Below are 22,662 nucleotides of genomic sequence, written 5' to 3'. Positions count from 1 at the left end.
TGAGCACCGCCATGGCGGCATTGGGATTGGAAAACCAGTCGACGCGCGGCAGGCCGACGCCCATCAGCAGCTTGTTGACCACCCCGAAATCGAGGCTGAACATCAGCCGGAAGATGGCCGAATAGGCGACCTCGCCGACCACGACCGGAGCAAAGAAGGCGAACCGGAACAGGCCCTTGGCCTTGAGCTTAGGTGAGTTCAGCAGCACGGCCATCAGCGTCGCCAGCGCGATCATCACTGGCACCTGGATGGCCAGAATGACGAGCGTATTCTTGAGGGCGTTGAAAAAAGCCGGGTCGCTGATCATGCGCGCCCAGTTGAAGGTGGGGTTGAATCCCCATGGATTGATGCGGGTATTGTGCAGCGAGATATAGAACGAGTTGACGATCGGCCAGATCCAGAAGGCCACGAAGATCAACAGGTAGGGCGCCAGAAAGCCGTAAGCTGGGCGGTTTCTCAGTCGCATGGGAACTCTCACTGTCGCATCTGGCTGGAGAGCCGTCCCCAGACATCAAGTCTGGGGACGGTCCGCTGGGTGGGCCGGGAGGCTGGTCCACCCAGTGACGTTACGGAGCGATCGGCAGGCCCGATGCCCCGGCGATCTGGTTGGCGGCATCATCCAGCGCCGTTTTGGCGTCGGGGAATTCGCCATTCAGGTAGCGGGTCTGGGTAGCGCGATAGACGGACTCGGCGTCATTCTGGAACGCGGTCGTCGTGTTCGGAACGATGCGCGGCAGGGTCGCGAGGATGTCGGACCACACGGCCTGGCCCCCCCAATATTCCTGGCCCTGGCTCACATAGGGGTCATCAAGCGCGGAAATCAGCGACGGAACGAGGCCGAATTCCTTGAGCATGGTCACCTGGCCGGCATTGGTGCCGAGGGCGTAGGTCAGGTAGCCATAGGCCGCTTCCTTGTTGGCGCTGGCGCTCGGAATGGCCAGGGCGGAGCCGCCAAGGTTGGCCGCATGCCGACCGTCGGCGGTCAGGCTTGGCATCTCATAGACGCCCCACTCGCCCGACTGCTCTGGAGCGGCCGAACGGATGCCACCCTCATACCAGCCGCCATAGACCTGGGACGCAACCGTGCCGGCCTTGATCGACTGCAGCTTTTCGTCCCAGGCAGCGGCGGTCAGAACGCCCGCATCCACCATGGATTTGAGCGCATCGAGTGCGGCCACGCAACCGGGCTGGGTGATGCTGATCGACTGGCCATCGGGCGAGAAGTAGCCGCAGCCCTGCTCGTTGGCGATCATGTTGAACCATTCGCTGTCGCCATTGAGGTTGCCCTGGGTCATAACGACACCCGGATTGGCCTCCGCCACCTTCAGGCCCGCGGCGATGAAGTCGTCCCAGGTCTTGATGGTGGCCGGATCGACGCCGGCTTCCTCATAGAAGTCGCGGCGATAGAACACGACGACCGGGCCGGTATCCCATGGCATAGCATAGGGCACGCCATTCGCTTCGAGTTCCGCGCGCTTGAACTCGGGGAAGCCGGACTGGACCTCATCGGTGTAACCCAGCGCGCGCAGGTCGACGAAGCAGTCGGGATACTGCGAAAAAATGCTCTTGGCCTGTGCGCCCTGCAGCGAAACGATATCGGGAAGCCCGACGCCGCCGGCAGCGCAACTGGCCTGCACCTTCTCGAAGATCTGGTCGCTGTTCAGGTCTTCCATTGTCACCGCGACATCAGGCTCCCCGGCATTGAAGCCTGGAATCACCGCTTTCAGCGAGGATGCGCCCGTATTCCAGCTCCAGATGGCAACATTTCCGGTCAACCCGGCAGCGCTCACCTGGCCGCCGGCCATGGCAACGATCAGACATGCGGCGGCGGACGCCGTCGAAAATTTTATCAAGGTTTCCTCCTGCAGACGTTTGCCGTCTCCGAAAAGCAGCTAGACGAAGGCCATTCCATGTGTCAACTATTCGGTCACAAATAACCAAATAGTGGTCAGTCCATGTCGATTTCTACATCCCTCATTCGCGCGCTGGACGTTCTGACCCTCATCGCCGGGCGACCCGAGGGGGCTTCGATCGCCGAAGTCGTCGCTGCATTGGAGCAGCCACGCTCCAATGTTGTCAGGATTATCAATACGCTGGTGCAGCAGGGGTTTGTGGAGCGTGCGGGCCGGATACTGCGACCCACCGAGGCGCTCTACGACCTGTGTACGCATGACCGGTATGGCCATCTCAGGCGCAAGTATCGCGACCTGTTGCGCCACATCGCCTCAGAGCTCAACGAGCTCGTCCTGCTCGGGGTGCAGGAGGGCAATGCCATCATCCATATCGACTTCATCGAGAGCGATCACCGCGTCCGAGTGGCGCCCTCGCCGGTCACCCGCCACGACCTCCGGCACAATGCGATCGGCAAGGTCGCCCTGGCCCGCCGGCCCGACATGATCGAGGAATTGGCCCCGGACGAAGCGTTCCTGGACGAGCTTGCACAGGTGCGGCGCTTGCGGCTGGGCTGGAATCGGGAAGAGACCACCGAAGGCGTCATCGTCATGGCCTGTCCCGGCTACAGCAATGCGGTCACCGAACCGATCATCGCCGTGGCTTGGCCAAAGAACAGGTTTAACGAGCAAAAGGGTCAGCAGGCCCTACAGGTCATCAAAAACGCCATTCAAACCATAAAGGCGCCGCCCGAAGTCATGCGGATGAATGCCAGTTGATGGCCTGAGAAGGCCCCTGCCGCAGGGCCACATCAAACCGCTGCAGTGCGGGCCTGGCTACGGCGCTCTTTCGGCGACACCCCGTATCGGCGCTTGAAGCTGGTAGCGAAATACTGGCTGGACGAGAAGCCGCAATCATAGGCCACTGCCGTCACGGACAGGTCCGGGTTTTCCGTCAGCAACAGGTGCGCCTTGGCGAGGCGCAAATTGTGCAGGTAGCGAGCAGGCGTCGTGTTGGTCAGCGCCAGGCAATGATGCGCGAACCGGGTCCGCGACAGCTTGCATTCGGCTGCCATGTTCTGGAGTGTCCAGTCCTCATCCAGCGCATGCCACAGCCGGTCGAGGAAAATCCTCACCGTTCGCCGCGACCGCGTCAGTGTCTGATCCAGATCGGGCTTGTGGGTCTCGATCTGTTGCACCAGATGCATCAGCATGGTCGAAATGGTCAGGCGGAGGCGGACCTCGTCACGGTCGATCTCGTTGTTGGCGATGATGGGCACGATGGCCTCGAAGTCCTGTGCCAACGCACGGGATGCCTGATAATGGGTCCGTTCGTTCTTCGACAACAGTTCGGTCAGCCGCTTTTCGTCCCGCTCCGGCCAGGCCAGCCAGCTTGGCCAATGCCATTTCTCATGCGGGCGCCGCGTGCCCATGTCGAATAGCACCCAGATGATCTGGCTGGGGCCAACATGCGGATCCCCATAGGCGTGCAATTGCCACGGCCGCAGGACGAACACCTGCCCCTGGCTCAATTCGTGCCTCTGCCCATCGAGCGTCAGCGCCAGGTTGCCGCGCGCCACGTAGGCAATCTTGACCCCCTCGTTGCAATGCTCCTTGAGGCCCCAGTCCTGCGCCAGCGTCGCGTCCCAGCCGCCGACCGAACACACCTGCGGTAGCGCATCGTCGAGATCGAGACCGGGATAGCCGCATCGGGTCCACGCATTGAGCACCACCTTGCCGGCCTCCGAGGCGACCAGCAGGTCAGCGCAATTGCCCGCATAGAGCAAAGCTCCGGGCGCCCTGAAGACCGCCGGCCGGCTTAGCGCGCGCAACATGTCGTCCATACCATCCCCGCGTTCGAAATTTACCAGTCAGCTTCTATGGACGCATGAAGTCGTCACTTGCGCAATTCTTCGCCACGTTGCGAGAGGCGGCCAAACGACCTCCCCGACCTTACTTAGGAGGAATAATTTCATGCAACTCGGCTTTCACACCGATGCTTTTAACACCGCATTCTGGTCGTTCGAAAAATGCCTGCAATGGGCCAGCAACCACGATGTGCACTATATCGAATGCGGCCTGATCGACGGGGTCAGTTGGCTGCACGGCCTTGGCTACCAGCCACATGTTGCACTCTACGAGGATCCCGTGCTGCTGCGGCGCAAGATGGAACGGTACGGGGTCCGCTTCAGCCAGGTCGACGCCGCCTATCCGCTGTCCGGCGAGGATGGACCGCTGCGGGGCGTGCCCTACGTGCTCAAATCCATTGCCTGGGCCGCCCAAGCGGGCAGTCCCTGCGTCGACACGACCGACGGCTTGCATATGCCTCCCGGCCTGACCGAAGAGCAGGCCATGACCATGATGCAGCGCAGTTATGCCACCATCATCGAGGTCGCCGAAGCGCACGAGATCACCGTCAATATCGAGCCGCACGGCTATTTCACCACGCGTCCGGACTTCATGGCCCGCATGCTCGATTTCGTCGCCAGCTCCCGCCTGCGCATGAACATGGATACCGGCAATACCTTCATCGCCGGGCAGGAGCCGAGGGCATTTCTCGAACGCTTCATCGACAAGGTCAGCCATGTCCACGTCAAGGACGTGTCGGCCTCGCTCGCCGCCAGCGCCCGTGGCGGCCAGACCGGCATCGCCCTCAGTCACTGCGCGCTGGGCGATGGGGTGAACGCCGACAATATCGTCGCCTGCCTGGGCATGCTGCGCGACCACGGCTATGCGGGCGCGCTCAGTCTTGAATGCGAAGGCGCCAGCGGCCCGATGATCGAAAAATCGCTGGCCTGGATGCGCGGCCAATGCCGGGATTTAGGCATAGTGCTGTCCTGACAGCGAAGGCAAGAAGGCATCCCGGCGTCAAGCCGGGGCAGCATTCGGAAGCGCCAACGACCATGGTGGCAATGGCCCCTCATGGTGTCGGCTGCAGGCGGTCGAGACCGCCTGCAGGTGCGCCGGTCAGCCGCGATTTGGGTTGACCTGCTGCAGATTGTCGGGATCGAAGAACGCCATCGTGCTGCCGCCATTGCCATTGGGGACCCAGGCCAGGATCAGATCGCCCCAGGCTTCGACGCCGGTGGCCGTGACGCCGCGGTCGTGCAGGGCGCTGACCAGGGCGAATTCGGAGCGGCCGTGAATGGTGGCGCCGTCGCTATTGAAAGCGCCGTTGTCGCTGGCGAAGGTCGGCACGATCGAGAGGCTGACGAAGGTCAGCATGGTGGCGATGGAGAGGGTTTTCATAGTGATGTTCCTTTCTCTTTGAACACCCTCAGTTTGCCTCCCCTCCATTGCCTGAACATTGCGAAGTGCTTTTGTTTCAATTCTTTAGCCATGCAAAAACCGCAACGGCACCCTGCCGAAAGGCAGGGTGCCGTGCCGGTTCGACGCTGTGGAGGGATCAGCGTCAGACGTTGGGGAGCGCAGGCTCCGTGTGGGGCGCGTGATGGTCCGGTGCGCGCGGGAGAAAGCGGCCGACGAAGCGCGAGAATGCATCGACATAGGTCAGCATGACCGGCACGACGACCAGCGTCAGGAGGGTCGAGCTGATCAGCCCGCCGATCACCGCGTGTGCCATCGGGGCACTTTGCTGGCTGCCCTCGTGGATTGCCAAAGCCAGCGGCAGCATGCCGAAGATCATCGCCAGCGTGGTCATGATGATCGGGCGGAAGCGCGTGAAGCCGGCCTCGATCAGCGCATCGACCAGGGTCGCACCCTCGCGCCGCCGCTGATTGGCATTGTCGACGAGCAGGATCGCATTCTTGACCACGAGACCCATCAGCATGACGAAGCCGATCATCGAATACATGTTGAGCGTCGATCCACCGATCAGAAGCCCCAGCATGACCCCGACCAGCGACAGCGGCAGCGCCATCATGATCGCCAGGGGCTGCAGGAAACTGCCGAACTGGCTGGCCAGCACCAGGTAGATGAAGATCACCGCCAGCAGCAGCGCCGAAACCATGCTGCCGATCGTATCGGTCAGCATTTCTGCATCGCCGCCCTGCGCAATGGTGACGCCCGCCGGCAGCTCAAGTTGAGCGATGGCCGCATCGATATCGGCGGTGACATCGCCCAGCACGCGGCCTTCGATATCGGCCGTCACGCTGACCTGCCGGGTCAGGTTTCCCCGATTGATCTCGCTGGGACCGACGGTCGGTTTGACCTCGGCAATCTGGTCCAGCCGGATCGCGACTGGCGTATCGGTCCGGCTCTGGGCGATCGGCAGGCCGCCGATGGCGTCCATGCTCTGGCGCAGGGCTTCGGGCAAACGCACCACCACATCGAGCTGATCGCCCTTGGCATTGGTCCATTCCGAAGCGGTTTCCCCGCCCAGCATGGCGCGAAGGGCCGAACCCGTCGCCTGCATGCCGATGCCCATGTCGCTGGCGGCCTGGCGGTCGAGCACGATATCAAGCATCGGCTGTGCCTGTTGCAGGCTGACATCGACGTCGACGGCACCGGGTATCGCCCGCATGGCGTCCGCAATCTGTCCCGCCGCGTTGGACAGGTCATCGAGGTTTTGCCCGAGCAGCTTGATCTCGATGGGGCTGCCGCCACCCAAACCGCCGCCGGAGCTGACGACGAAGGTGGCGCCGGGGATCGAACGCAGCGCCTCGCGCACCGGCGCCGTCATCTCCAGCGAGGACCGGACGCGCTCGCCCGGATCGACGAGTGAGACGACGATGGTCGCGCGGTTTTCGCCCGAAGCGCTGCCCGCATTGACGGTGGTATAGATGCTGTCGACCTCAGGCATGGCCTTCAGCAAGGCCTCGACCTGATGCGCCTTAACCGCAGTGTAGGCCGTCGACGAGCCGGCCCGCGTCTCGACATCGACCTGGATCTGGCTGTTATCGGCCGCCGGCATGAATTCTGCGCCGACCATGGGGAACAGCAGAAAGCTGCTGCCGAAGGACATCAGGGCCACCAGCATGGTGATGATGCGGTGCCGCAGCGACCAGCTCAGCACGGCGCGATAGCCATGCGACAGCTTCTCAAATCCCTTGTCGAACAGCCCGATCAACCGGCCGATCGGCCCGCGCTTGGCATTGGGCTGGGAATCGGGATCGTACCAGACGCTTGAGAGCATCGGATCGAGCGTGAAGCTGACGAACAGCGAAATCAGCACCGCTACGGCGACGGTAACGCCGAACTGCACGAAAAACTTGCCGATAATGCCATCCATGAAGGCCAGCGGCAGGAACACCGCCACGATCGACAGCGTCGTCGCCAGCACGGCGAGCCCGATTTCCTTGGTGCCGTCGAGCGCCGCCTGGATATGGGATTTGCCCATATGCAGATGGCGCGTGATGTTCTCGCGCACCACGATGGCATCGTCGATCAGAATGCCCACCGACAGCGTCAGCGCCAGCATGGTCATCATGTTGAGTGTAAAACCGAGCAGGCTCACCACGGTCAGCGTGCCGATGATCGAGATTGGCAGCGTCAGGCCGGTAATGATGGTCGAACGCCAGGAATTGAGGAACAGGAAGACGATGACCACGGCCAGGATGGCCCCTTCGATCAGGGTCGCCTGCACGGTCTCGAAGTTTTGCTCGACCGGTTCGGCCGAATTCTGCAGCACGTCGATCGATACGTCGTCGGGCAGGCTGCCATCGCTGTTGAGCTTGGCGATCGCCGCCTCCACAGCATGGGCAATGGCGACGGTATTGCCACCCTCGATCTTGACCACGTCGATGGCCAGCGCCTGTTCGCCATCGCGGAACGCCAGACCTTCGGTGTCGGACGGACCCTGGGTGACGGTGGCGACATCGCCCACGGTGATGGTCTCGCCGCCTTTGCTGGCGACGATGATATCGCGGAAGCCGGCCACCGAGGATACCTCGGCATTGATCTGCACGGTCTGCACCAGCATGCCATTGATGATCGAGCCGGTGGGCAGGGTCTGGTTGTCCTGCTGCAAGGCCGAGATCACGTCGCTGACGCCGATGCCGAACGCGTTCAGCAGGTCCGGATCGATGAAGATATTGACCTGGTCGTCGAGGCCGCCAACCACCGTGGCGCTGCCGACGCCGGAAATGGCGGTGAGGGCAGGGGAGACGATATCGTCGGCCAGAGCAGTCAGGTCCAGCACCGGTTGGGTCGGGCTGCTCAGCGCCAGCGACATGATCGGGCTGGACGTCGGATTGAAGCGCAGCACCTGGGACGTATCGGCCGTCTCGGGCATCTGGCCGACAATCGCCGCCAGCCGATCGCGGACATCTTGCGCCGCGACGGCCGGGTCGGTCTCGAGGGTGAATTGCAGGATGACGGTCGAGTGACCGGCGCTCGAAGTCGAGGTCACCGAATCGATGCCGCCCAGCGTATTGACCGCTTCTTCGATCGGCTTGGTGATTTCGGTCTCGACGGCTTCGGGCGATGCGCCGGTATAAGGCGTGAGCACGGCAACGACGGGGAAATCGACGTCGGGATACTGCTCGATGGGCAGGCTGCGATAGGCGGAGATGCCGAACACCATGATCGCCACCATGACCATGGTGGCAAAGACGGGATGGCGAACGCTGATGGCAGTCAGAAACATGGCTCAGTTCCCCTCGACGATGACGGGGGCGCCGTCGGTCAGGCCCGACAGCGGCGTGCGCACGATGGTGTCGCCTGCCGTCACGCCCGAGCGCGCCTCGACCAGTTCGGCTGCCGCCCATTTGGTGCCGGTCTCGATGGTGTGTTCGGCGAGCACGCCGTCCACGATCGCCACCACATAGCTGGCATCGCCCCGCTGCTGAATGGCCTCGGCGGGCAGCGCCAGCACATCGTCATCCTGTTGCACGACGATCTCGCCGGTGACGAACATGCCGCCGCGCAGCTTGCCCTCTTTATTGTCGAGGTCGAGATAGACCTTGATCGAGCGCGTTCCCGCCTCGGCAATCGGGCTCACCCGATCGACGGTGCCGGTGAACTGCTGCCCGGTAATCCCCTGCACCGTCAGCCGCACCGATTGGCCGGCCACGATACGTGAAGAGTCCTTGAGCGCCGCGACCACTTCCACCCGCACGCTCGACAGATCGACGAGCGACAGCATGGTCGTGCCCGGGTTGACGATCTGGCCCGGCTCGATGGTGCGTGTTGCAATGGTGCCTGCAAACGGCGCCGTGACGCGGGCGCGCCGCAGATTGGTTTCCGCCTGCGCGACCTGGGTCTGCTGCGTTGCAATCGTTGCCGTCAGACGGTCGGCTTCGGCTTGTGCCGTATCGAGCGTCGTCTGCGCCGCCAGCCCCTTGGCGGCCAGAAGCTTTGTGCGGTCCAGCGTCGCTTGTGCCGCGCGCAACTGCACTTCGTTGGACGCCATGGTGCTGCGCTGCTGGTCCAGTTGCAGTTGCAGATCGGTGGTGCCTACTTCGACCAGCAATTGACCTGCGGTGACGCTATCGCCGGGCCGCACGGTGACGGCTTCTGCCAGTCCGCTGACCTGGGCGGCAATCGCCGCCTCCTGCACGGGATGGATCGTGCCAGTGACCTTCACCAGATCTTCGATCCGCTGCGGCGCGATGGTCACCACTTCCATGGGATGCAGCCGCATCGTGCGGACCGCCTCCGGCGCCGCGACGGTGGCTGCGACCGGCGCGGGCGGGAGCTGATTGATCAGCAGCATCGAGGCGCCGCCGGTTGCGACCACCAGCGCCACGCCGGGCCAGAACCATTTTGCCCGGCGGCGTGGCGTTGGGGTGACGGCGGCGGTTTCGGCAACGGGATCGGACGGGTTCATTGCGGCCTCGCATGGCAAAAAAAGACGGCCGAGTGCGGCCTGTGAACCCACCAATGCCTGCCCTTGATTGCGTGAACGTTGCGGAACGCGCAATGCAGCCGCAATGTCTGTCGCTAGACTGGGCGGAAATCAGATAGGATAGCGGCATGCGAATTTTGCTGGTCGAAGACGAGATGGACATGGCGGCAGCGCTGACAGCCGCGCTCAGCCGCCATGACATTGTCGTGGACCACGCCCGCACGCTGGAGATCGCCGAAGAGGCCTGCCGCAGTGGCGTGCACGATGCCGTGCTGCTTGATCGCAAACTGCCCGATGGCGATGGCCTGTCGCTGATTCCGCTCCTGCGGCGCGAACAGGCCGGCCTGCCGATCATCGTGCTGTCCGCCCTCGGCAGTCCAGACCAGCGCGTTGCCGGACTCGATCACGGTGCCGATGATTATCTCGCCAAGCCATTTTCCACCGACGAACTGCTGGCACGTCTGCGCGCGGTAATGCGGCGGCCCGCCCAGCTCGGGGAAAGCTCGGTCAGCGTAGGCAAACTGCGCTTCAACCTCACCGAGCGCCTTGCCGAAGTGGACGGCGCGCCGCTGGACCTGACCCGCCGCGAACTGCTGGCCCTTGAAATCCTCGTGCGCCGCTCGGGCCGCACGGTTGCGCGCAGCGCGTTGGAGGAAGCGGTCTATGGCTACGACGATGAGATCGCCTCCAATACGCTGGACGCCCATATCTCCCGGCTGCGCCGCAAGCTCGGCGACGCTGGCGTGGAAATTCACGGCATTCGCGGCCTGGGCTATCTGCTGAAGGCCACCTCATGAGAGCCTGGGGACCAACTTCGCTTCGCGGCCGGCTGACCTGGCGCATGGTGCTGATGCAGGCCGTGGTGCTGCTCGCCTTTACCGGCGCCGCCGCCATTCCGATCATCCGCCTGATCAGCTCCGAGCAAGGACTCGACGACCGCGTCATCAATGACATCGCCGCTTCGGTGACCCGCAACGCAGCAGGTGGGCTGGACCTGACGCCCAACGACGCACTGAAACGCCTTGCGGCCAATTACCCGGCATTCTGGTTCTATGCTGTCGATATCGATAGCGCCCCGGTGCAGATGGGCAATGTGCCCAGCGGCATCGAGCCGATGCTGCGCGGCCTGACCCGGCTGAACTCGGCCAATATCGCCGATATCGGCATGGGCGGCTCTTCGGTGGCCATCGTGCGGCGCCACGATAGCGCGGCCGGCCCGCTGTGGATTCTGACCGCAGGCGGGCCGCAGATCGGCGCCAAGTCGATCGTGGGCGCCTTCGCCAACCCCATCTTTGTGGGCTTGCTCTTCGTCTTCACGGTCGTTTCGTTCCTCTACATCCCGGTGATCGTGACGCGCCAGTTGCGCGGCGTCGACCACATCGCGGCGGAGGCGGACACCATCGATGTCGACCAGCGCGGCGTTCGCCTATCGTCCGCCCATGTGCCCGACGAATTGCATCCACTGGTGCGGGCAGTGAACTCGGCCCTGCAACGGCTCGACGACGGCATGGAGCGCCGCCAGCGCTTCCTTGCTGACGCCGCTCACGAATTGCGTACCCCGATCGCCATTCTCTATACCCGCGTCGAGCTGTTGCCCGATGATGAGCAGCGCAGCCGGTTGATGCTCGATGTCGCGCGCCTGGGCAATCTGGCCAATCAGTTGCTGGACCTGCAGCGGCTCGATGCCAACAGCACGGTGTTCCAACCCGTCAATCTGGTGGAGCTGGCCGCCCAGGTTACCGCCGACATGGCGCCGTTGGCGATCGCAGCCGGCGACGACATATCCTTCGATGCCGAGATCGATACCGTCACCGTGGCCGCCGACCCCGCCTCGCTGTCGCGCGCCATCGTCAATCTCATCCAGAACGCGGTCATTCACGGCGGCAAGAAAACGGCGATCCACGTCGCTGTCGGCCGCGACGGCTCGCTGCGCGTCGCCAATACCGGCCCCGGTATTGCCGAGGAGCATCGTTCGACCATCTTCGAGCCATTCAATCGTATCGTGCCGCTCGATCAGGGGGCTGGGCTGGGACTGAACCTGGTCCGCGATATCGTGGCCCGCCACCATGGCCACATCACTGTCGGCGATGCGCCCGGCGGCGGCGCCCTGTTCGAGATTTCCCTCCCGCTTGCCGCGTCCCGCCCGCGCTGATCGTGCAGCGCTGTTGAACCAATCCCGTATCCTTGGCAGTAATGCGATGCGGTCAAACGAGGCCGATGGGGGAGTGACAATGAGCCAACGCACGCGGGCACTGGCCTGGGACCATGGCGTAACCAGCGTCGAAAGCCTCGGCGGCATGTTGGGGGCGACATCGTTCCTCCTGCCCGACGGGCGGCAAGTCGCGCCTTTCCAGATCGCACCCTGGGCGAACGAGACGGGTGGCGCGGAATTGCCGGGCATCTTGCGGCGCTTGCGCGGCGAATGGCCCTGCGTGCCATTCGGCTCCGATGCCGACCGCAAGCCAATAGGAGACTGGCCGGGTTCGCACAGCGCCGGCACAATCGAGAGCTTCCCCCATGGCTTTGGCTCCAATAATGACTGGACCTTTCTCGAGGGCGGCGCCGGGATCGCGCTATCGATTGCTTACCCCGATAGCCACCCCATCGCCTCGCTCGAACGCCGCGTGACGCCCGACCCAACCAGCGCCGCCCTCGATTTCGAACTGGTCATCAAGGCCCGGCACGATTGCCAATTGCCGCTGGGCCTGCATCCCTGTTTCCGCCTGCCGACCACCCCCGGCGCCATGCGCATCGAGATCGCCCCCGGCGTCAGCGGCGCGACCTTTCCCGTCGCCACCGATGCCTCCTCGATCTTCCAGACCGACCAGTTCCTGCCGCGCTGGAACGACGTCCCCCTGCGCGATGGCTCGCGGCTCGATGTCAGCCGCGTGCCGCTGCCCTATCATACCGAAGAGCTGGTGCAACTCATCGATATGCCCGGTTCCGCCGAACTGTGGAACACAGCAGAGGGCTACCGCGTCCGTCTCAAGTGGAACCGCGAGCATTTTCCAAGCGCGCTGCTCTGGTTCACCAATCGCGGCCGCACCTTTGCACCGTGGAACGGCCGACACCTGGCGCTGGGGCTGGAGCCGATCTGCTCGGCCTTCGATCTCGGTCAGCAGATATCGACTTCCGACAACCCCATTTCACGACGCGGCGTCGCGACGGCGCGCAAATTCACCGCCGGCGAGAGGTTCGTGACCCGCTACCGGGTGGAAGTGGAGCCCGCCGAAATCCTCTGAATTCCGGCGGGCGATGGATCAGGGCGCAAACCGCACCAGCACCGTGCGGATTTCCCTCGGCTTCAGGTCGACACTGAGCGCCTTGCCATCGAGCGGCATGACCGCCCCCGGATGCTCGATCGGGTCGGCGGCCCGGGCAGCGGCGGGCGAGCCGTTGAACGTCACCGTCTGCCGGGCCGGCCGGTCCGACAGGTTCTGCAGCCGCAAAGCCACCCACCCTGCGTCTTCACCCGGCTTTGCCGTAACCAGCACCGGCGATGCTGTATCCGCCGCAAAGAAACTGTCCGAGCGCTTCCCGGTCGGGGCGATATCGCGCATGGCGACGGGCGGCACCGCCACCTCGGCGGCAAGGCGCGTTGCTGCCGCCGCATCCACCGGCCCCTCATGCGTCAGCAGCCGATAGCGCAGCGGAATGCGGCCCGATTGGCTGGCGGCGAAATTGACCAGCCAGTGGTTGTTCAGCGCCCAGCTCATGATAGTCGGACCTTCCGGCTGCAAGGTGCGCGCCCACTTGCCCGTCGTGATGCCACCCAGATGCACCAGCGGCGCATCGAGCGGCACCACCGTGACGCCGCGCTGGCCATCGCTGACATCCACCCAGCGACCCACCGGATACCAATCCTTGGCCGCGCCATCGAGCTGGTCGTCATTGGGCACGGCGGGAATGCCATTGAGGTCGAGCGTGAACCTGGCGGCCTCCAGCTTGAACGGAAAAGCGACGAACACCGCCTCGGCGTCCCTGTGTTCGAGCTTGTCGATGCTCCAGTCGACCACCACGCATTTGGTGGCGGCATCGAGCGCATAAACCACGCTTGCCGCCGAAACGCCGGGCGCCTCGATATGCACCGTGATCGAGGCCCGACCCTCGACAATCGTCGCCTCATCGAGCCTGACCCTGCTCGCCGTCTCGCGCTTCCACGGCGTATCGGTGTGGCCGGTGAAGAACTCGGGCTTGTCGAAGCTGATATCGGCAATGGCGAGGCGATCGTCGGGGGAATCGACGGTCTCGTAGACATACTCGCCCGGCCCCCAGCCCTGATACTCGCCCGCGAAGTCATGGCCCAAGGCCTTGTCGAAGAATTCGGCGATCGCGCCGGTCCGGCGGTCGATCCGCAGCCGGTAATGCGCATTCTCGATCGTGTCGCCGCTCGCTTTGAGATCGCCTGACGGAACGCCATGTTTGAGACTGAGGAAAGCGTAGCCCATTGGGGGCACCGTGCCGGCGACCCGCCGGATTTCGGGCAGCGGCCGCGGCCCGCCCCAAGTGCTGCGCCGATTGAAGAACGTATCGAGCATGCCGACTGGCGCCGCGCCACCGCGCGGCTCCGGCTCCTCGACGATCACCTGGCGCTCCCAAGTCAGGGTGTTGAACACCAGCACCTCATCGATCCCCGATGGCTTGAAGGCTTCGGCGGGATCGAGATTGCCGAGATTGAAAATGCCCTCCGGCCCCTTGGTCCCCAGCGGGGCCGCCAGGGCATTGGCTGCCTTGGCCACCGCGCCGTGCCCCTCCATCGCCGCCGTATAGGCGTACCCGGCCTTGCGGTTCCATTGCGCCCGGCTGAACAGCGAATGCGGCGCTTCCACTGAAGAATAGGCACCCCAGGTGTGCTCATCGAACAGGGTCATGGATTCATAGATTTTGGCGGCGTGGTCGGCGCTCCATTGGCCTTCGCCCATGGAGCGCCGCCAAGCTTCCAGACTTTCGCCAATGCCGACGATCTCGTGGGCCGCGCGGTTGACGCCCACTTCGAAGGCTGACGACCCAACGCCATCGGCCCAGTGATCGGTCCAGTCGCCGCGCTGCGTGCCGATCACGCCCGCATACTTCTCTTCCAGCAACCGCCCAAAATCGGTGACGGTAATGAACTCCATCCGATAGGCGCGGCCCTCCTCGTTCCAGCGCTTGACGAAGTCCGGCATGCGCGCATCCGGCGGCCCGTTGTCGACGCGCACCGGATGGGTGCTTTCGCAATAAAGGAAATCGAACGGATAGCTGTCGTCGGCCTCCAGCTCGTCGATCCAGCGCGGCAGCAGGCGATCGACCAGGTCCCAATTGCCCAGCCCGGCCTGGCTGCGCCCGAACAGATAATGATAGCCGTTCCAGGCCAGCACCTGCTTGCCGCTCGGCCCCTCCCAGCGGAAGGCGCCGGGGAAGGGCTTTGGCCGCGCACCGCGAATGGGATTGATCGCCGCTGTGTAGAATTTAATGCCAAGATCGGCCAGCAGGTCGGCATAAAGCCAGGACACGCCATTGACGTCGTCCTGCATCGCCGCTTCGACGTGAAAGCCGAATTCGTCGCGCAGCGCGCGCAGCGGATAGAGGCTGCGATGCATCTGCTCGACATTGAGCAGCGGCGTCATGTTGTACTGCATGGCGGCGATGTCCACGCGGCCCTGTTCGTGCCAGTGGCGGAAGCGGGCAAGCTCGGCCTTGCTGGCTTGCTGCAGATATTTGAGGAATGGCCCGGTGGTCTCGATAGTCCAGCGATATTGTGCCTCGGCCGGATAGCCGTCGGTGGCTTCGATCAGATCGAGCGCCTGGCCCACAAACTCGCCATGCTGGCGCAGCGCCAGCTCCTGATAGTCGGTAAAACCGATATCGGTATGGGCATGGTTGCAGATGTAGATGGTCTTGATCTTGCTCATCGGGCGATCCTTTGCGGGGCGACTGTCCTCGATCTGGCGGCGGCCTTGGGGGGGCTGGGGTGGGGTCGTTCGCGACGCATCCAGGGCAGTGGAGCATCAGCGATCGGCACCCACCCGCAATCCCTCCCCGAGGGGAGAAGTGCGGCTGGCGCTCGGCTAGGGCTTGAGCGCCAGCCGGGTCCAGGCGCGTGGCGCAACGCCGAGCCGCACCGAGCCGCCGTCGCACGGCACTGCTTCGAGAGCTTCGCCGCTCAGCGACGTCCGGTTGGCACTGGCTGGGGTAAAGGTTCCAGCGCCGATCCGGGCCTCGATGGTCTCGTCGCTGGGATTGAGCAGGGTCAGTGCGACCGCGGTGCCTTCAGCCTCGATGCGGGTGAGCAGGATGGGGCCAAGCTCGGTGGTCAGCAGCGATGCCGCCTCATGCTTGACCGGACCGCGCTCCGCATAGACATGCGCGGCCAGCGGTTGTGCGCGGGCCAAGGCACCCTGCACAGATTTGCCCAGCGACTGGCGTTCCGATGGCAGCAGCCAGAAATTGAAGCGCAGTTCGCCCCCCTGGTCGGCCTGGAAATTGGTGCTCCAATAGTTGTTGGTCAGCCAGGCCAGCAGCGTCGGGCGCTCGCGGGTGACGCGGCCATCGGGATCGCCGAAGCGGCCGAAGGTGAAACCACCGATCTGCCACAGCGGCGCATCGGGGCAGGCGACTGTCAGTTCGCGCTGCGTGTCGCCGATGCGGATGAAGCGCTGTGTCGTGATGTAGTGGCGGCTGGCATAGGGCAATTGCTCCTGGTCGAGCTTGACCGTAGCGCCGCCGGTTTCATAGTCCACGTCCCAATTCTCCCCCAAAGCTGCCGGCAGGGGCAGATAGATCGAATGGGCTTCGGGGTGCGGCTGCTTGGTGATGACCGCCTCGATCTGGAGGGCCGGATCCTCCGGCAGCAAGCGATAAAGCACGCGGATCTTGTCGCCATTGGCGAGCGCAAAAGTTTGGGCGATCTCGGCACTGCCGCGCGAGAGCGTGGCCGTGGTTTCGCCGACCGTGGGCAGATCGCGCTGGGCTGTCCAATCCAGATGCCAGGCCTTGTGCCAATCGGGGGATTCCAAATCAACCTGATCGAACATGTCGGTGCGCACGCCCGAGGCGATGGCTTCAAGCACCGGCACGCCAAAGCGCAGGTTTTCCGCTGCCGCTCCCGCATATTCGACGCCATCCAGTTTGAGCGACGTGACGCCGCCCGCGCTCTGGTCCAGCATCAGCGTAATGCGCCCATTGGACAGCACGCCGTCCTTGGCCGATAGCGCAGCGGTTTCGGCCGGCAGCACGCCAGCGGCCGGCATGGTCACATAGGATAGGCCCGGCACCGAGATCGGCGCGGTCCAATAGGCGCGGGCGTCCGACAGGTCCGACATCACCACGTCCTGGCGCTGGATACGGTGCGACGATGGGCCGGTCGGCACCAGATCCTCATGCCCCGCGCCCTTTTTTGGGTCTGGCGCACCCGCCAGCGGCGGCAGATAGGGCAGGCGCAGGGCCTGGGTCACGGCGAATGGATGCGGGTTGAACACCAGCAGGCGCGGCTCGTCGCCCCCGGCATCGATCCCCAATTGCTCCAGCGCATCCCGGCGCAACATCCGCGCTACGCTCGCGCCATCGGCCGCGGTCGCGAGCTTGAGCAATTGCTGAGTGCGCGTTTCGGGCGAATTGGGATGGCTGATCGAGCGATCGGCACCCCAGGTATGTTCGGCATAAAGCGCCAGACCCGCTCGCGCGGTGTCATGCAGCATGGCGCGGCGGCGCGGCGTGGAGCCGGGATGGAAGGCCTCGGCTGCGAGCGCTGCATCAAGATCGCGCTGGCCGCGTAGCGCCTGCGTCGTCTCGTGTGCAGTGCTGCCGGCGCCAAAATTCCACCAGTCGGTCCAGTCGCCCCGCAGCGTCGGAATGCTCTCGGCGGGCTGAGCGCGCACGCGGTCGAAAAACTCCGAAATCGTGCCCATGCGCAGCTTGACGCCACCAGTAGAGGCATTTCCCTCGTTGAACTGCTGCACGAAATCGGGGAGCGCGTCCTGCGGGGCACCATTGTCGTGATAGCGGATATTGGTGATCTGCATCATCAGGAACGGATGGGTATAGCCATCGTCCTCGAAGCGCTTGGTCCAGGCTGGCACGCGGCGGCGCGCTTCCTCCATATCGGTGGGGATGCGGAGGGCCTTGTCGCTGGTGACGCCATAGATGAAGCCATTGTAGGCGGTGATACTGCGTCCACCGGGGGCCTCCCAATTGAAGGCCCGCGGCCAGGGTTTTAGCGCGTGGCCATAGTGTTCGTTGATCGCCATGCTGATGCCGGTAATGCCGTGATCGAGCAGCGCATCGACCATGCCCCAGGACAGGCCATTGACGTCGGTATTCATCGCCGAGCGCACCGGAATGCCCAGGTCGCGGAAGAACTGGATGGATTTGAGCACGTCCACCACCATGCCGTGGTCCATCAGCGGGGTCATATGCCAGCCCATGCCGGCCACTTCGAACTGGCCGCGCTTGACCGCGGCGAGGAACCGGTCGCGATCGCCATTGCTGGCGCTTTTCCACCAATCCATGGTCACTCCGGTCACTTCGCAGGTCCAGCGGAAGCGGGCGTCGTCGGGATAGTTCTGCGTGCGCTCGGCAATATCGAGCGCCTCGTCGATGAAGCGGCGATGCAGTTCCATCACCACCGGTTGCGGGTGGGTGTAACCGATATCGGTGTGGCTGTGGTGGACGAAGAGGATCTCGTTGATCATGACAATGCTCAGGTTGGCGAGTGGGAAGCGGCGAAGGCGATGGACATCGGCGTGCCGACGCGGTGCTGCTGGACGATGTCGCCCAGCAGGCCTCGGTCGGCATCGAAGGCGAAAACCGTCAGGGCGTCGGAGTCCTGGTTGGCGACGATGACGTGGCCGCCGGAGGGCGCAAACTCGAGCGCGCGCGGCGTGGCGCCGCCGCAGGGCCAGCGCCCGGTCTGGCGTAATGCGCCGGTCTGGGCATCGACGGCAAACCCGACGATTTCATCACAAACCCGCAGCGATACCAGCAGATGACGGCCATCCGGCGACAGCACTATGCCCGCCGGCTGCACGATCGTGGCACTCGAAGGCGGGATTGGGATGATCGAGACCGGGCGCAGCGCGCCATCTGGCGATAGGGCGAAACTCATCACCGTGGGCGTGAGCTCGCTGACCATGAACAGGTCACGCCCATCGCGTGCAAAGACGATGTGGCGCGGCCCCAGGCCCGGGGGCAGGGTGAAGTCACGATCGGGCGCGGCGGTCAGGCTGCCATCATCACCAAGTCGATACGCCACAAGAAGGTCGATCCCAAGATCGGCGACGTAGAGGAACTGACCATCCGGCGTTGGAATGACGCAATGGGCATGGGCCGTGGTCTGCCGATCGGGGTTAGGCCCGTGCCCCGAATGACTAACATGGGCCACCGCGGGTCCGAGCGCCCCATCCGAGTCCAGCGGAAAGACGGCAATGGACTGATCCGGCCACCCGTCTGGCGTCGCGCCATTGTAGTTGGCGACTGCGAGGAACCGCCCATCAGGCGTGAGGCTGGCGTGGCAGGCTTCGCCGCCACCGGTCGGCAACTGGTTGATCAGCTCAAGATCGCCACTTGCCCCATCCACGCGATAGGCGGCGACAGCGCTCTCGCGGGTCCCGGTGACCTCGCACGTGGCATAGAGCCGGTCGCCAGCGCGATTGCTCACTAGCCAGCCGGTGTCCTCGATGCCACCCGTCACGCCCAGCGTGACCAGTTCGCCCGTTGTCTCTTCAAAGCTCAGCCGGCTGATTCCCTCGCCATTGGCGGCCCCGTATTGCGGCATGGATCGTGTCAGGCTGCCGGCAAAGGCGTGAATGGGCATCGCACTCTCCTCAGGGCTCCACGCGGCTTGCTGCCGTTTCTGGACGCTCGTGGCCGAGGTCAGAAGCCAATTGACACGACTAGTATGGTAGCTCTACATTCATTTGGCAAGAGCGGGAGGACGTCGGTGAACGACGCAAAAAATACAGTGCTGGTGACCGGCGCGGCCATGGGCATCGGCCGGGCGGTAACGGAGGCTTTGGCGGCGGACGGTAAGAACCTCGTGCTGCTGGATCGCGATGCCGTGGCGCTGGAAAAGACTGCCCGCGAGATCGGCGGATCAGTAGTGACGCAGGTTGGCTCGGTCAGTGTGTTGGCCGACTGCGAAGCCGCAGTACGGCTCGCGACCGAGAAATTTGGCGGGCTGGGCGGCGTCTCCCACAATGCCGGCATTCAGCGCTATGGCGATGTGGTCACTACCACCGAGGCGCTCTGGGCCGAAGTGCTCTCGGTCAACCTGACCGGAGGCTTCCTCGTGGCCAAGGCGGCAATGCCCGAGCTGCGGCGCAACAAAGGCGCTATCGTCATCACCGCTTCGGTGCAGGGCATGGCCGCGCAAAAAGGTGCGCTGGCCTATGTCGTCGCCAAGCATGGCCTGATCGGTCTCGTGACCGGCATGGCTATGGACGAAGCTGCCAATGGCGTGCGCGTGCTGGGCGTTGCACCGGGCTCGGTGGATACGCCGATGCTGCGCGATGCCATCAATCTCGATCCCGATCCGGCCAGCCTCAATGTCGAAGTCGACACCATGCATCCGCTCGGCCGCCGCGCCCGGCCCGACGAAATCGCCAATGTGATCGCCTTCCTATTGTCCGAGAAAGCCTCGTTCATGACCGGCGAAACCGTGCGGGTCGATGGCGGGCTGCTCGCCCGCATTCCGGGCGCACCCACGAAATCCGGGAAATAGTTTATGAAGATCGTTGATATCAAAGCCACCACGATCGCGCTGCCGCTCGAGGCGCCGCTGCGCCATGCCTCGGGCGCCCATTGGGGCCGCTTCGTGCGCACCATGGTCGAGGTCATTACCGACGAAGGCCTGTCGGGCTGGGGCGAACTGGGCGGCGGCGGCGAAAGCGCCGAAAATTCCGTGACGAGCCTTTTGCCCTACCTCAAGGGCCATGATCCGCTGCAACTCGAACAGTTGCGCTGGAAGATCATGAACCCGGTCGCCAGCCTCTATAATTCGCGCATGCAAGTGCATGCCGCCATCGAAATGGCCTGCATGGACGTCGCCGGCAAGGCGCTGGGCATCCGCGCCTGCGACCTCATCGGCGGCGCGCTGCGCGAGTCTGTCCCCTTCGCCAGCTACCTGTTCTATCGCTACGGCAATGCCGAAAACGGCTTCGGCGACGAGTTCTCCGCCGACGAGATCGTCAAGGAAGCCAAGCGCCAGAAATCGCTCAACGGCTTCAAGACCCACAAACTCAAGGGTGGCGTCTTCAAGCCGGATCATGATGTGGAAGTGTTTTCGGCGCTGGCCGATGCGTTTCCGGGCGACAGCTTCCGGCTCGATCCCAACAGCGTCTGGTCGGTGGAAGACTCCATCCGCGTCGCCGGCCAGATCGCCCATATCCGCAACGATTATTTCGAGGATCCGTGCTTCGGCCTCGAAGGCATGCGCCGCCTGCGCGACCGCATTTCCATTCCTACGGCGACCAATACGGTGGTGGTCAATTTCGAACAGCTCGCGACCTGCATTCGCAATGAATCGGTCGACGTGATCCTGCTCGACACCACCTTCTGGGGCGGATTGCGGCAGGCCTATCGTGCCGGGCAAATCCTCGAAGCCTTCCAGTTTGGCACCAGCGTGCATTCCTCGGGCGAAGCGGGCGTGCAGCTCGCATCCATGCTGCATCTTGGCGCCGCGCTCCCCAATATGAGCTTTGCCGCCGACGCGCATTACCATCACCTGCTCGACGACATCATCGTCGGCGGCAAGATGCAGTATGTCGATGGCGAGATTGCCCTCCCCAAGGGGCCCGGCCTCGGCGTCGAAGTCGATCGCGACAAGCTGGAACACTATGCCGGCCATTACCGCGATGTCGGCGGCTACACTTATGATCGCGATCCGCAGCGGCCCGGCTGGTACTCGGTCCAGCCCGAGAGCCGTTACGCCGATCCTCTGGCCAGGAGGGCTTGATTTGGCAACGGTCACGCTGCGCAACATCATCAAGATCTACGGCGAATTCGTCGCCATCAAGGGCGTCGATATCGATATCGAGGACGGCACCTTCGTGGTGCTGGTCGGCCCATCCGGCTGCGGCAAGTCCACCCTGCTGCGCATGATCGCGGGACTGGAAACCATCTCGCATGGCGAGCTCAAGATCGGCGGCACGCTGGTCAACGATCTGCCCTCGCGCGATCGCGGCATCGCCATGGTGTTCCAGTCCTATGCGCTCTATCCGCATATGAGCGTGGCCGACAATCTGGGGTTCGGCCTCAAGATTTCCGGCGTCAGTAAATCCGAGATCGAGCGTCGCCGGGGCGATGCCGCGACCATGCTGGGGCTCGATCCCTACATGGACCGCCGGCCCTCGCAGCTCTCGGGCGGCCAGCGCCAGCGCGTCGCCATCGGCCGCGCCATGGTGCGCCAGCCTGAAGTCTTCCTGTTCGACGAGCCGCTCTCCAATCTCGATGCCAAGCTGCGCAACCAGACCCGCATCGAGATCAAGCGCTTGCAGCGCCAGCTCGGCGCCACGGTGGTGTTCGTTACCCACGATCAGGTCGAGGCGATGACATTGGCCGACAAGATCGTGGTGTTACAGGACGGCTTGGTGGCCCAGGTCGGCAGCCCGCTGGAGGTGTTCGAGCGGCCAAAAAACCAGTTCGTCGCCGGCTTCATGGGCGCGCCGTCGATGAATTTCATCGACGCCGTGGTGGGGCCCAACAATACCATTGAGGCTGGCGGCATCAGCCTGCCCGTGCCTGCCGATCGCTTCGACCTGCCGGCGCCGGGAACCTCGGTAACGCTCGGCGTCCGCCCGGAAGATATCGTGCCCGAAGGCCACGGCACCCGCCCGGAACTGGGCGCCGATTTCACCGCGCCGGTCAATTTCGCCGAAATGCTCGGCAACGAGAGCCTGCTGTTCGCCGACCTCGGAGGCACCGAGATGGTGGCGCGCATGCAGCAGCCTAGACCCATCGAACCCGACCAGAAGATTGGCTTCAGGATCGATGGCAGACGCGTTCATGTTTTCGACAAGAACAGCCAGATGTCGCTGCTTAGGTGACCTCTGG

The 22,662-nt window shown here is 64.0% G+C and carries 17 protein-coding genes; 8 read left to right on the top strand and 9 right to left on the bottom strand.

Annotation, left to right across the window (positions count from 1 at the left end):
- Both JWP26_RS03485 and JWP26_RS03480 read right to left on the bottom strand, forming a co-directional pair.
- On the bottom strand, positions 1–466 hold a 466-nt coding region (locus JWP26_RS03485), incomplete at its 3' end, for a carbohydrate ABC transporter permease (protein WP_299723529.1).
- 100 nt (positions 467–566) lie between these two features.
- Positions 567–1,805, bottom strand: a complete 1,239-nt coding sequence (locus JWP26_RS03480; protein WP_299723534.1) for an ABC transporter substrate-binding protein — start codon at positions 1,803–1,805, stop codon at positions 567–569.
- 150 nt (positions 1,806–1,955) lie between these two features.
- On the opposite strand from JWP26_RS03480, the gene JWP26_RS03475 reads away from it, so the two are divergent.
- Entirely contained in the window at positions 1,956–2,669 is a 714-nt protein-coding gene (locus JWP26_RS03475) for a helix-turn-helix domain-containing protein (RefSeq protein WP_299723527.1), read from the top strand.
- A gap of 32 nt (positions 2,670–2,701) precedes the next feature.
- On the opposite strand, the gene JWP26_RS03470 is transcribed toward JWP26_RS03475, so the two are convergent.
- On the bottom strand, positions 2,702–3,733 hold the full coding sequence (locus JWP26_RS03470) for an AraC family transcriptional regulator (protein WP_299723525.1): 1,032 nt from the start codon (positions 3,731–3,733) through the stop codon (positions 2,702–2,704).
- Positions 3,734–3,863: 130 nt separating this feature from the next.
- Between JWP26_RS03470 and JWP26_RS03465 the strand changes: the two genes are divergently transcribed.
- Entirely contained in the window at positions 3,864–4,730 is an 867-nt protein-coding gene (locus JWP26_RS03465) for a sugar phosphate isomerase/epimerase (RefSeq protein ID WP_299723523.1), read from the top strand.
- Between the two features lie 126 nt (positions 4,731–4,856).
- Here the strand turns inward: JWP26_RS03465 and JWP26_RS03460 are convergent, their stop codons facing one another.
- The 3 genes from JWP26_RS03460 to JWP26_RS03450 form a co-directional block, all read right to left on the bottom strand.
- Complete coding sequence (locus JWP26_RS03460) at positions 4,857–5,138, bottom strand: hypothetical protein (protein ID WP_299723520.1); 282 nt, start codon at positions 5,136–5,138, stop codon at positions 4,857–4,859.
- Between the two features lie 163 nt (positions 5,139–5,301).
- Positions 5,302–8,436, bottom strand: coding sequence for an efflux RND transporter permease subunit (locus JWP26_RS03455; protein ID WP_299723517.1), 3,135 nt, complete (start codon positions 8,434–8,436; stop codon positions 5,302–5,304).
- Positions 8,437–8,439: 3 nt separating this feature from the next.
- Positions 8,440–9,618 (bottom strand): efflux RND transporter periplasmic adaptor subunit, encoded by a 1,179-nt coding sequence (locus JWP26_RS03450; RefSeq protein WP_299723514.1) that lies wholly within the window; start codon positions 9,616–9,618, stop codon positions 8,440–8,442.
- Between the two features lie 146 nt (positions 9,619–9,764).
- Here JWP26_RS03450 and JWP26_RS03445 point away from each other — a divergent pair, with 146 nt between their 5' ends.
- From JWP26_RS03445 to JWP26_RS03435, 3 genes are all read left to right on the top strand, one after another.
- Complete coding sequence (locus JWP26_RS03445) at positions 9,765–10,433, top strand: response regulator transcription factor (RefSeq protein WP_299723511.1); 669 nt, start codon at positions 9,765–9,767, stop codon at positions 10,431–10,433.
- A complete protein-coding gene (locus JWP26_RS03440) occupies positions 10,430–11,788 on the top strand; it encodes a HAMP domain-containing sensor histidine kinase (RefSeq protein WP_299723508.1) in 1,359 nt (452 codons plus the stop codon). The genes JWP26_RS03445 and JWP26_RS03440 overlap by 4 nt, the downstream gene beginning before the upstream one ends.
- 79 nt (positions 11,789–11,867) lie before the next feature.
- Positions 11,868–12,878, top strand: a complete 1,011-nt coding sequence (locus JWP26_RS03435; protein ID WP_299723505.1) for a hypothetical protein — start codon at positions 11,868–11,870, stop codon at positions 12,876–12,878.
- Positions 12,879–12,896: 18 nt separating this feature from the next.
- Here the strand turns inward: JWP26_RS03435 and JWP26_RS03430 are convergent, their stop codons facing one another.
- From JWP26_RS03430 to JWP26_RS03420, 3 genes are all read right to left on the bottom strand, one after another.
- On the bottom strand, positions 12,897–15,527 hold the full coding sequence (locus JWP26_RS03430) for a glycoside hydrolase family 38 C-terminal domain-containing protein (RefSeq protein WP_299723502.1): 2,631 nt from the start codon (positions 15,525–15,527) through the stop codon (positions 12,897–12,899).
- Between the two features lie 156 nt (positions 15,528–15,683).
- Positions 15,684–18,305 (bottom strand): hypothetical protein, encoded by a 2,622-nt coding sequence (locus tag JWP26_RS03425; RefSeq protein ID WP_299723499.1) that lies wholly within the window; start codon positions 18,303–18,305, stop codon positions 15,684–15,686.
- Between the two features lie 8 nt (positions 18,306–18,313).
- Positions 18,314–19,426, bottom strand: a complete 1,113-nt coding sequence (locus tag JWP26_RS03420; RefSeq protein WP_299723497.1) for a lactonase family protein — start codon at positions 19,424–19,426, stop codon at positions 18,314–18,316.
- 126 nt (positions 19,427–19,552) lie between these two features.
- On the opposite strand from JWP26_RS03420, the gene JWP26_RS03415 reads away from it, so the two are divergent.
- From JWP26_RS03415 to JWP26_RS03405, 3 genes are read left to right on the top strand one after another with little or no spacing between them, the layout of a single operon-like run.
- Entirely contained in the window at positions 19,553–20,332 is a 780-nt protein-coding gene (locus tag JWP26_RS03415; protein ID WP_299723494.1) for an SDR family NAD(P)-dependent oxidoreductase, read from the top strand.
- Between the two features lie 3 nt (positions 20,333–20,335).
- Entirely contained in the window at positions 20,336–21,565 is a 1,230-nt protein-coding gene (locus tag JWP26_RS03410) for an enolase C-terminal domain-like protein (protein ID WP_299723491.1), read from the top strand.
- A 1-nt stretch (position 21,566) separates the two neighbouring features.
- Entirely contained in the window at positions 21,567–22,655 is a 1,089-nt protein-coding gene (locus JWP26_RS03405) for an ABC transporter ATP-binding protein (RefSeq protein WP_299723488.1), read from the top strand.
- Positions 22,656–22,662: the final 7 nt, after the last annotated feature.

It is taken from the genome of Devosia sp., assembly GCF_028290435.1.
Taxonomy (GTDB): domain Bacteria; phylum Pseudomonadota; class Alphaproteobacteria; order Rhizobiales; family Devosiaceae; genus Devosia.
Note: the sequence above shows the minus strand (reverse complement) of the source record. Positions and strands in the feature narration are given on the sequence as shown.

Bases quoted from the DNA above. Each gene is read 5' to 3' on its own strand.
- JWP26_RS03480 (WP_299723534.1), bottom strand. From the start codon at position 1,805: ATGGCCGGCGGCCAGGTGAGCGCTGCCGGGTTGACCGGAAATGTTGCC.
- JWP26_RS03475 (WP_299723527.1), top strand. From the start codon at position 1,956: ATGTCGATTTCTACATCCCTCATTCGCGCGCTGGACGTTCTGACCCTC.
- JWP26_RS03470 (WP_299723525.1), bottom strand. From the start codon at position 3,733: ATGGACGACATGTTGCGCGCGCTAAGCCGGCCGGCGGTCTTCAGGGCG.
- JWP26_RS03465 (WP_299723523.1), top strand. From the start codon at position 3,864: ATGCAACTCGGCTTTCACACCGATGCTTTTAACACCGCATTCTGGTCG.
- JWP26_RS03460 (WP_299723520.1), bottom strand. From the start codon at position 5,138: ATGAAAACCCTCTCCATCGCCACCATGCTGACCTTCGTCAGCCTCTCG.
- JWP26_RS03455 (WP_299723517.1), bottom strand. From the start codon at position 8,436: ATGTTTCTGACTGCCATCAGCGTTCGCCATCCCGTCTTTGCCACCATG.
- JWP26_RS03450 (WP_299723514.1), bottom strand. From the start codon at position 9,618: ATGAACCCGTCCGATCCCGTTGCCGAAACCGCCGCCGTCACCCCAACG.
- JWP26_RS03445 (WP_299723511.1), top strand. From the start codon at position 9,765: ATGCGAATTTTGCTGGTCGAAGACGAGATGGACATGGCGGCAGCGCTG.
- JWP26_RS03440 (WP_299723508.1), top strand. From the start codon at position 10,430: ATGAGAGCCTGGGGACCAACTTCGCTTCGCGGCCGGCTGACCTGGCGC.
- JWP26_RS03435 (WP_299723505.1), top strand. From the start codon at position 11,868: ATGAGCCAACGCACGCGGGCACTGGCCTGGGACCATGGCGTAACCAGC.
- JWP26_RS03430 (WP_299723502.1), bottom strand. From the start codon at position 15,527: ATGAGCAAGATCAAGACCATCTACATCTGCAACCATGCCCATACCGAT.
- JWP26_RS03425 (WP_299723499.1), bottom strand. From the start codon at position 18,305: ATGATCAACGAGATCCTCTTCGTCCACCACAGCCACACCGATATCGGT.
- JWP26_RS03420 (WP_299723497.1), bottom strand. From the start codon at position 19,426: ATGCCCATTCACGCCTTTGCCGGCAGCCTGACACGATCCATGCCGCAA.
- JWP26_RS03410 (WP_299723491.1), top strand. From the start codon at position 20,336: ATGAAGATCGTTGATATCAAAGCCACCACGATCGCGCTGCCGCTCGAG.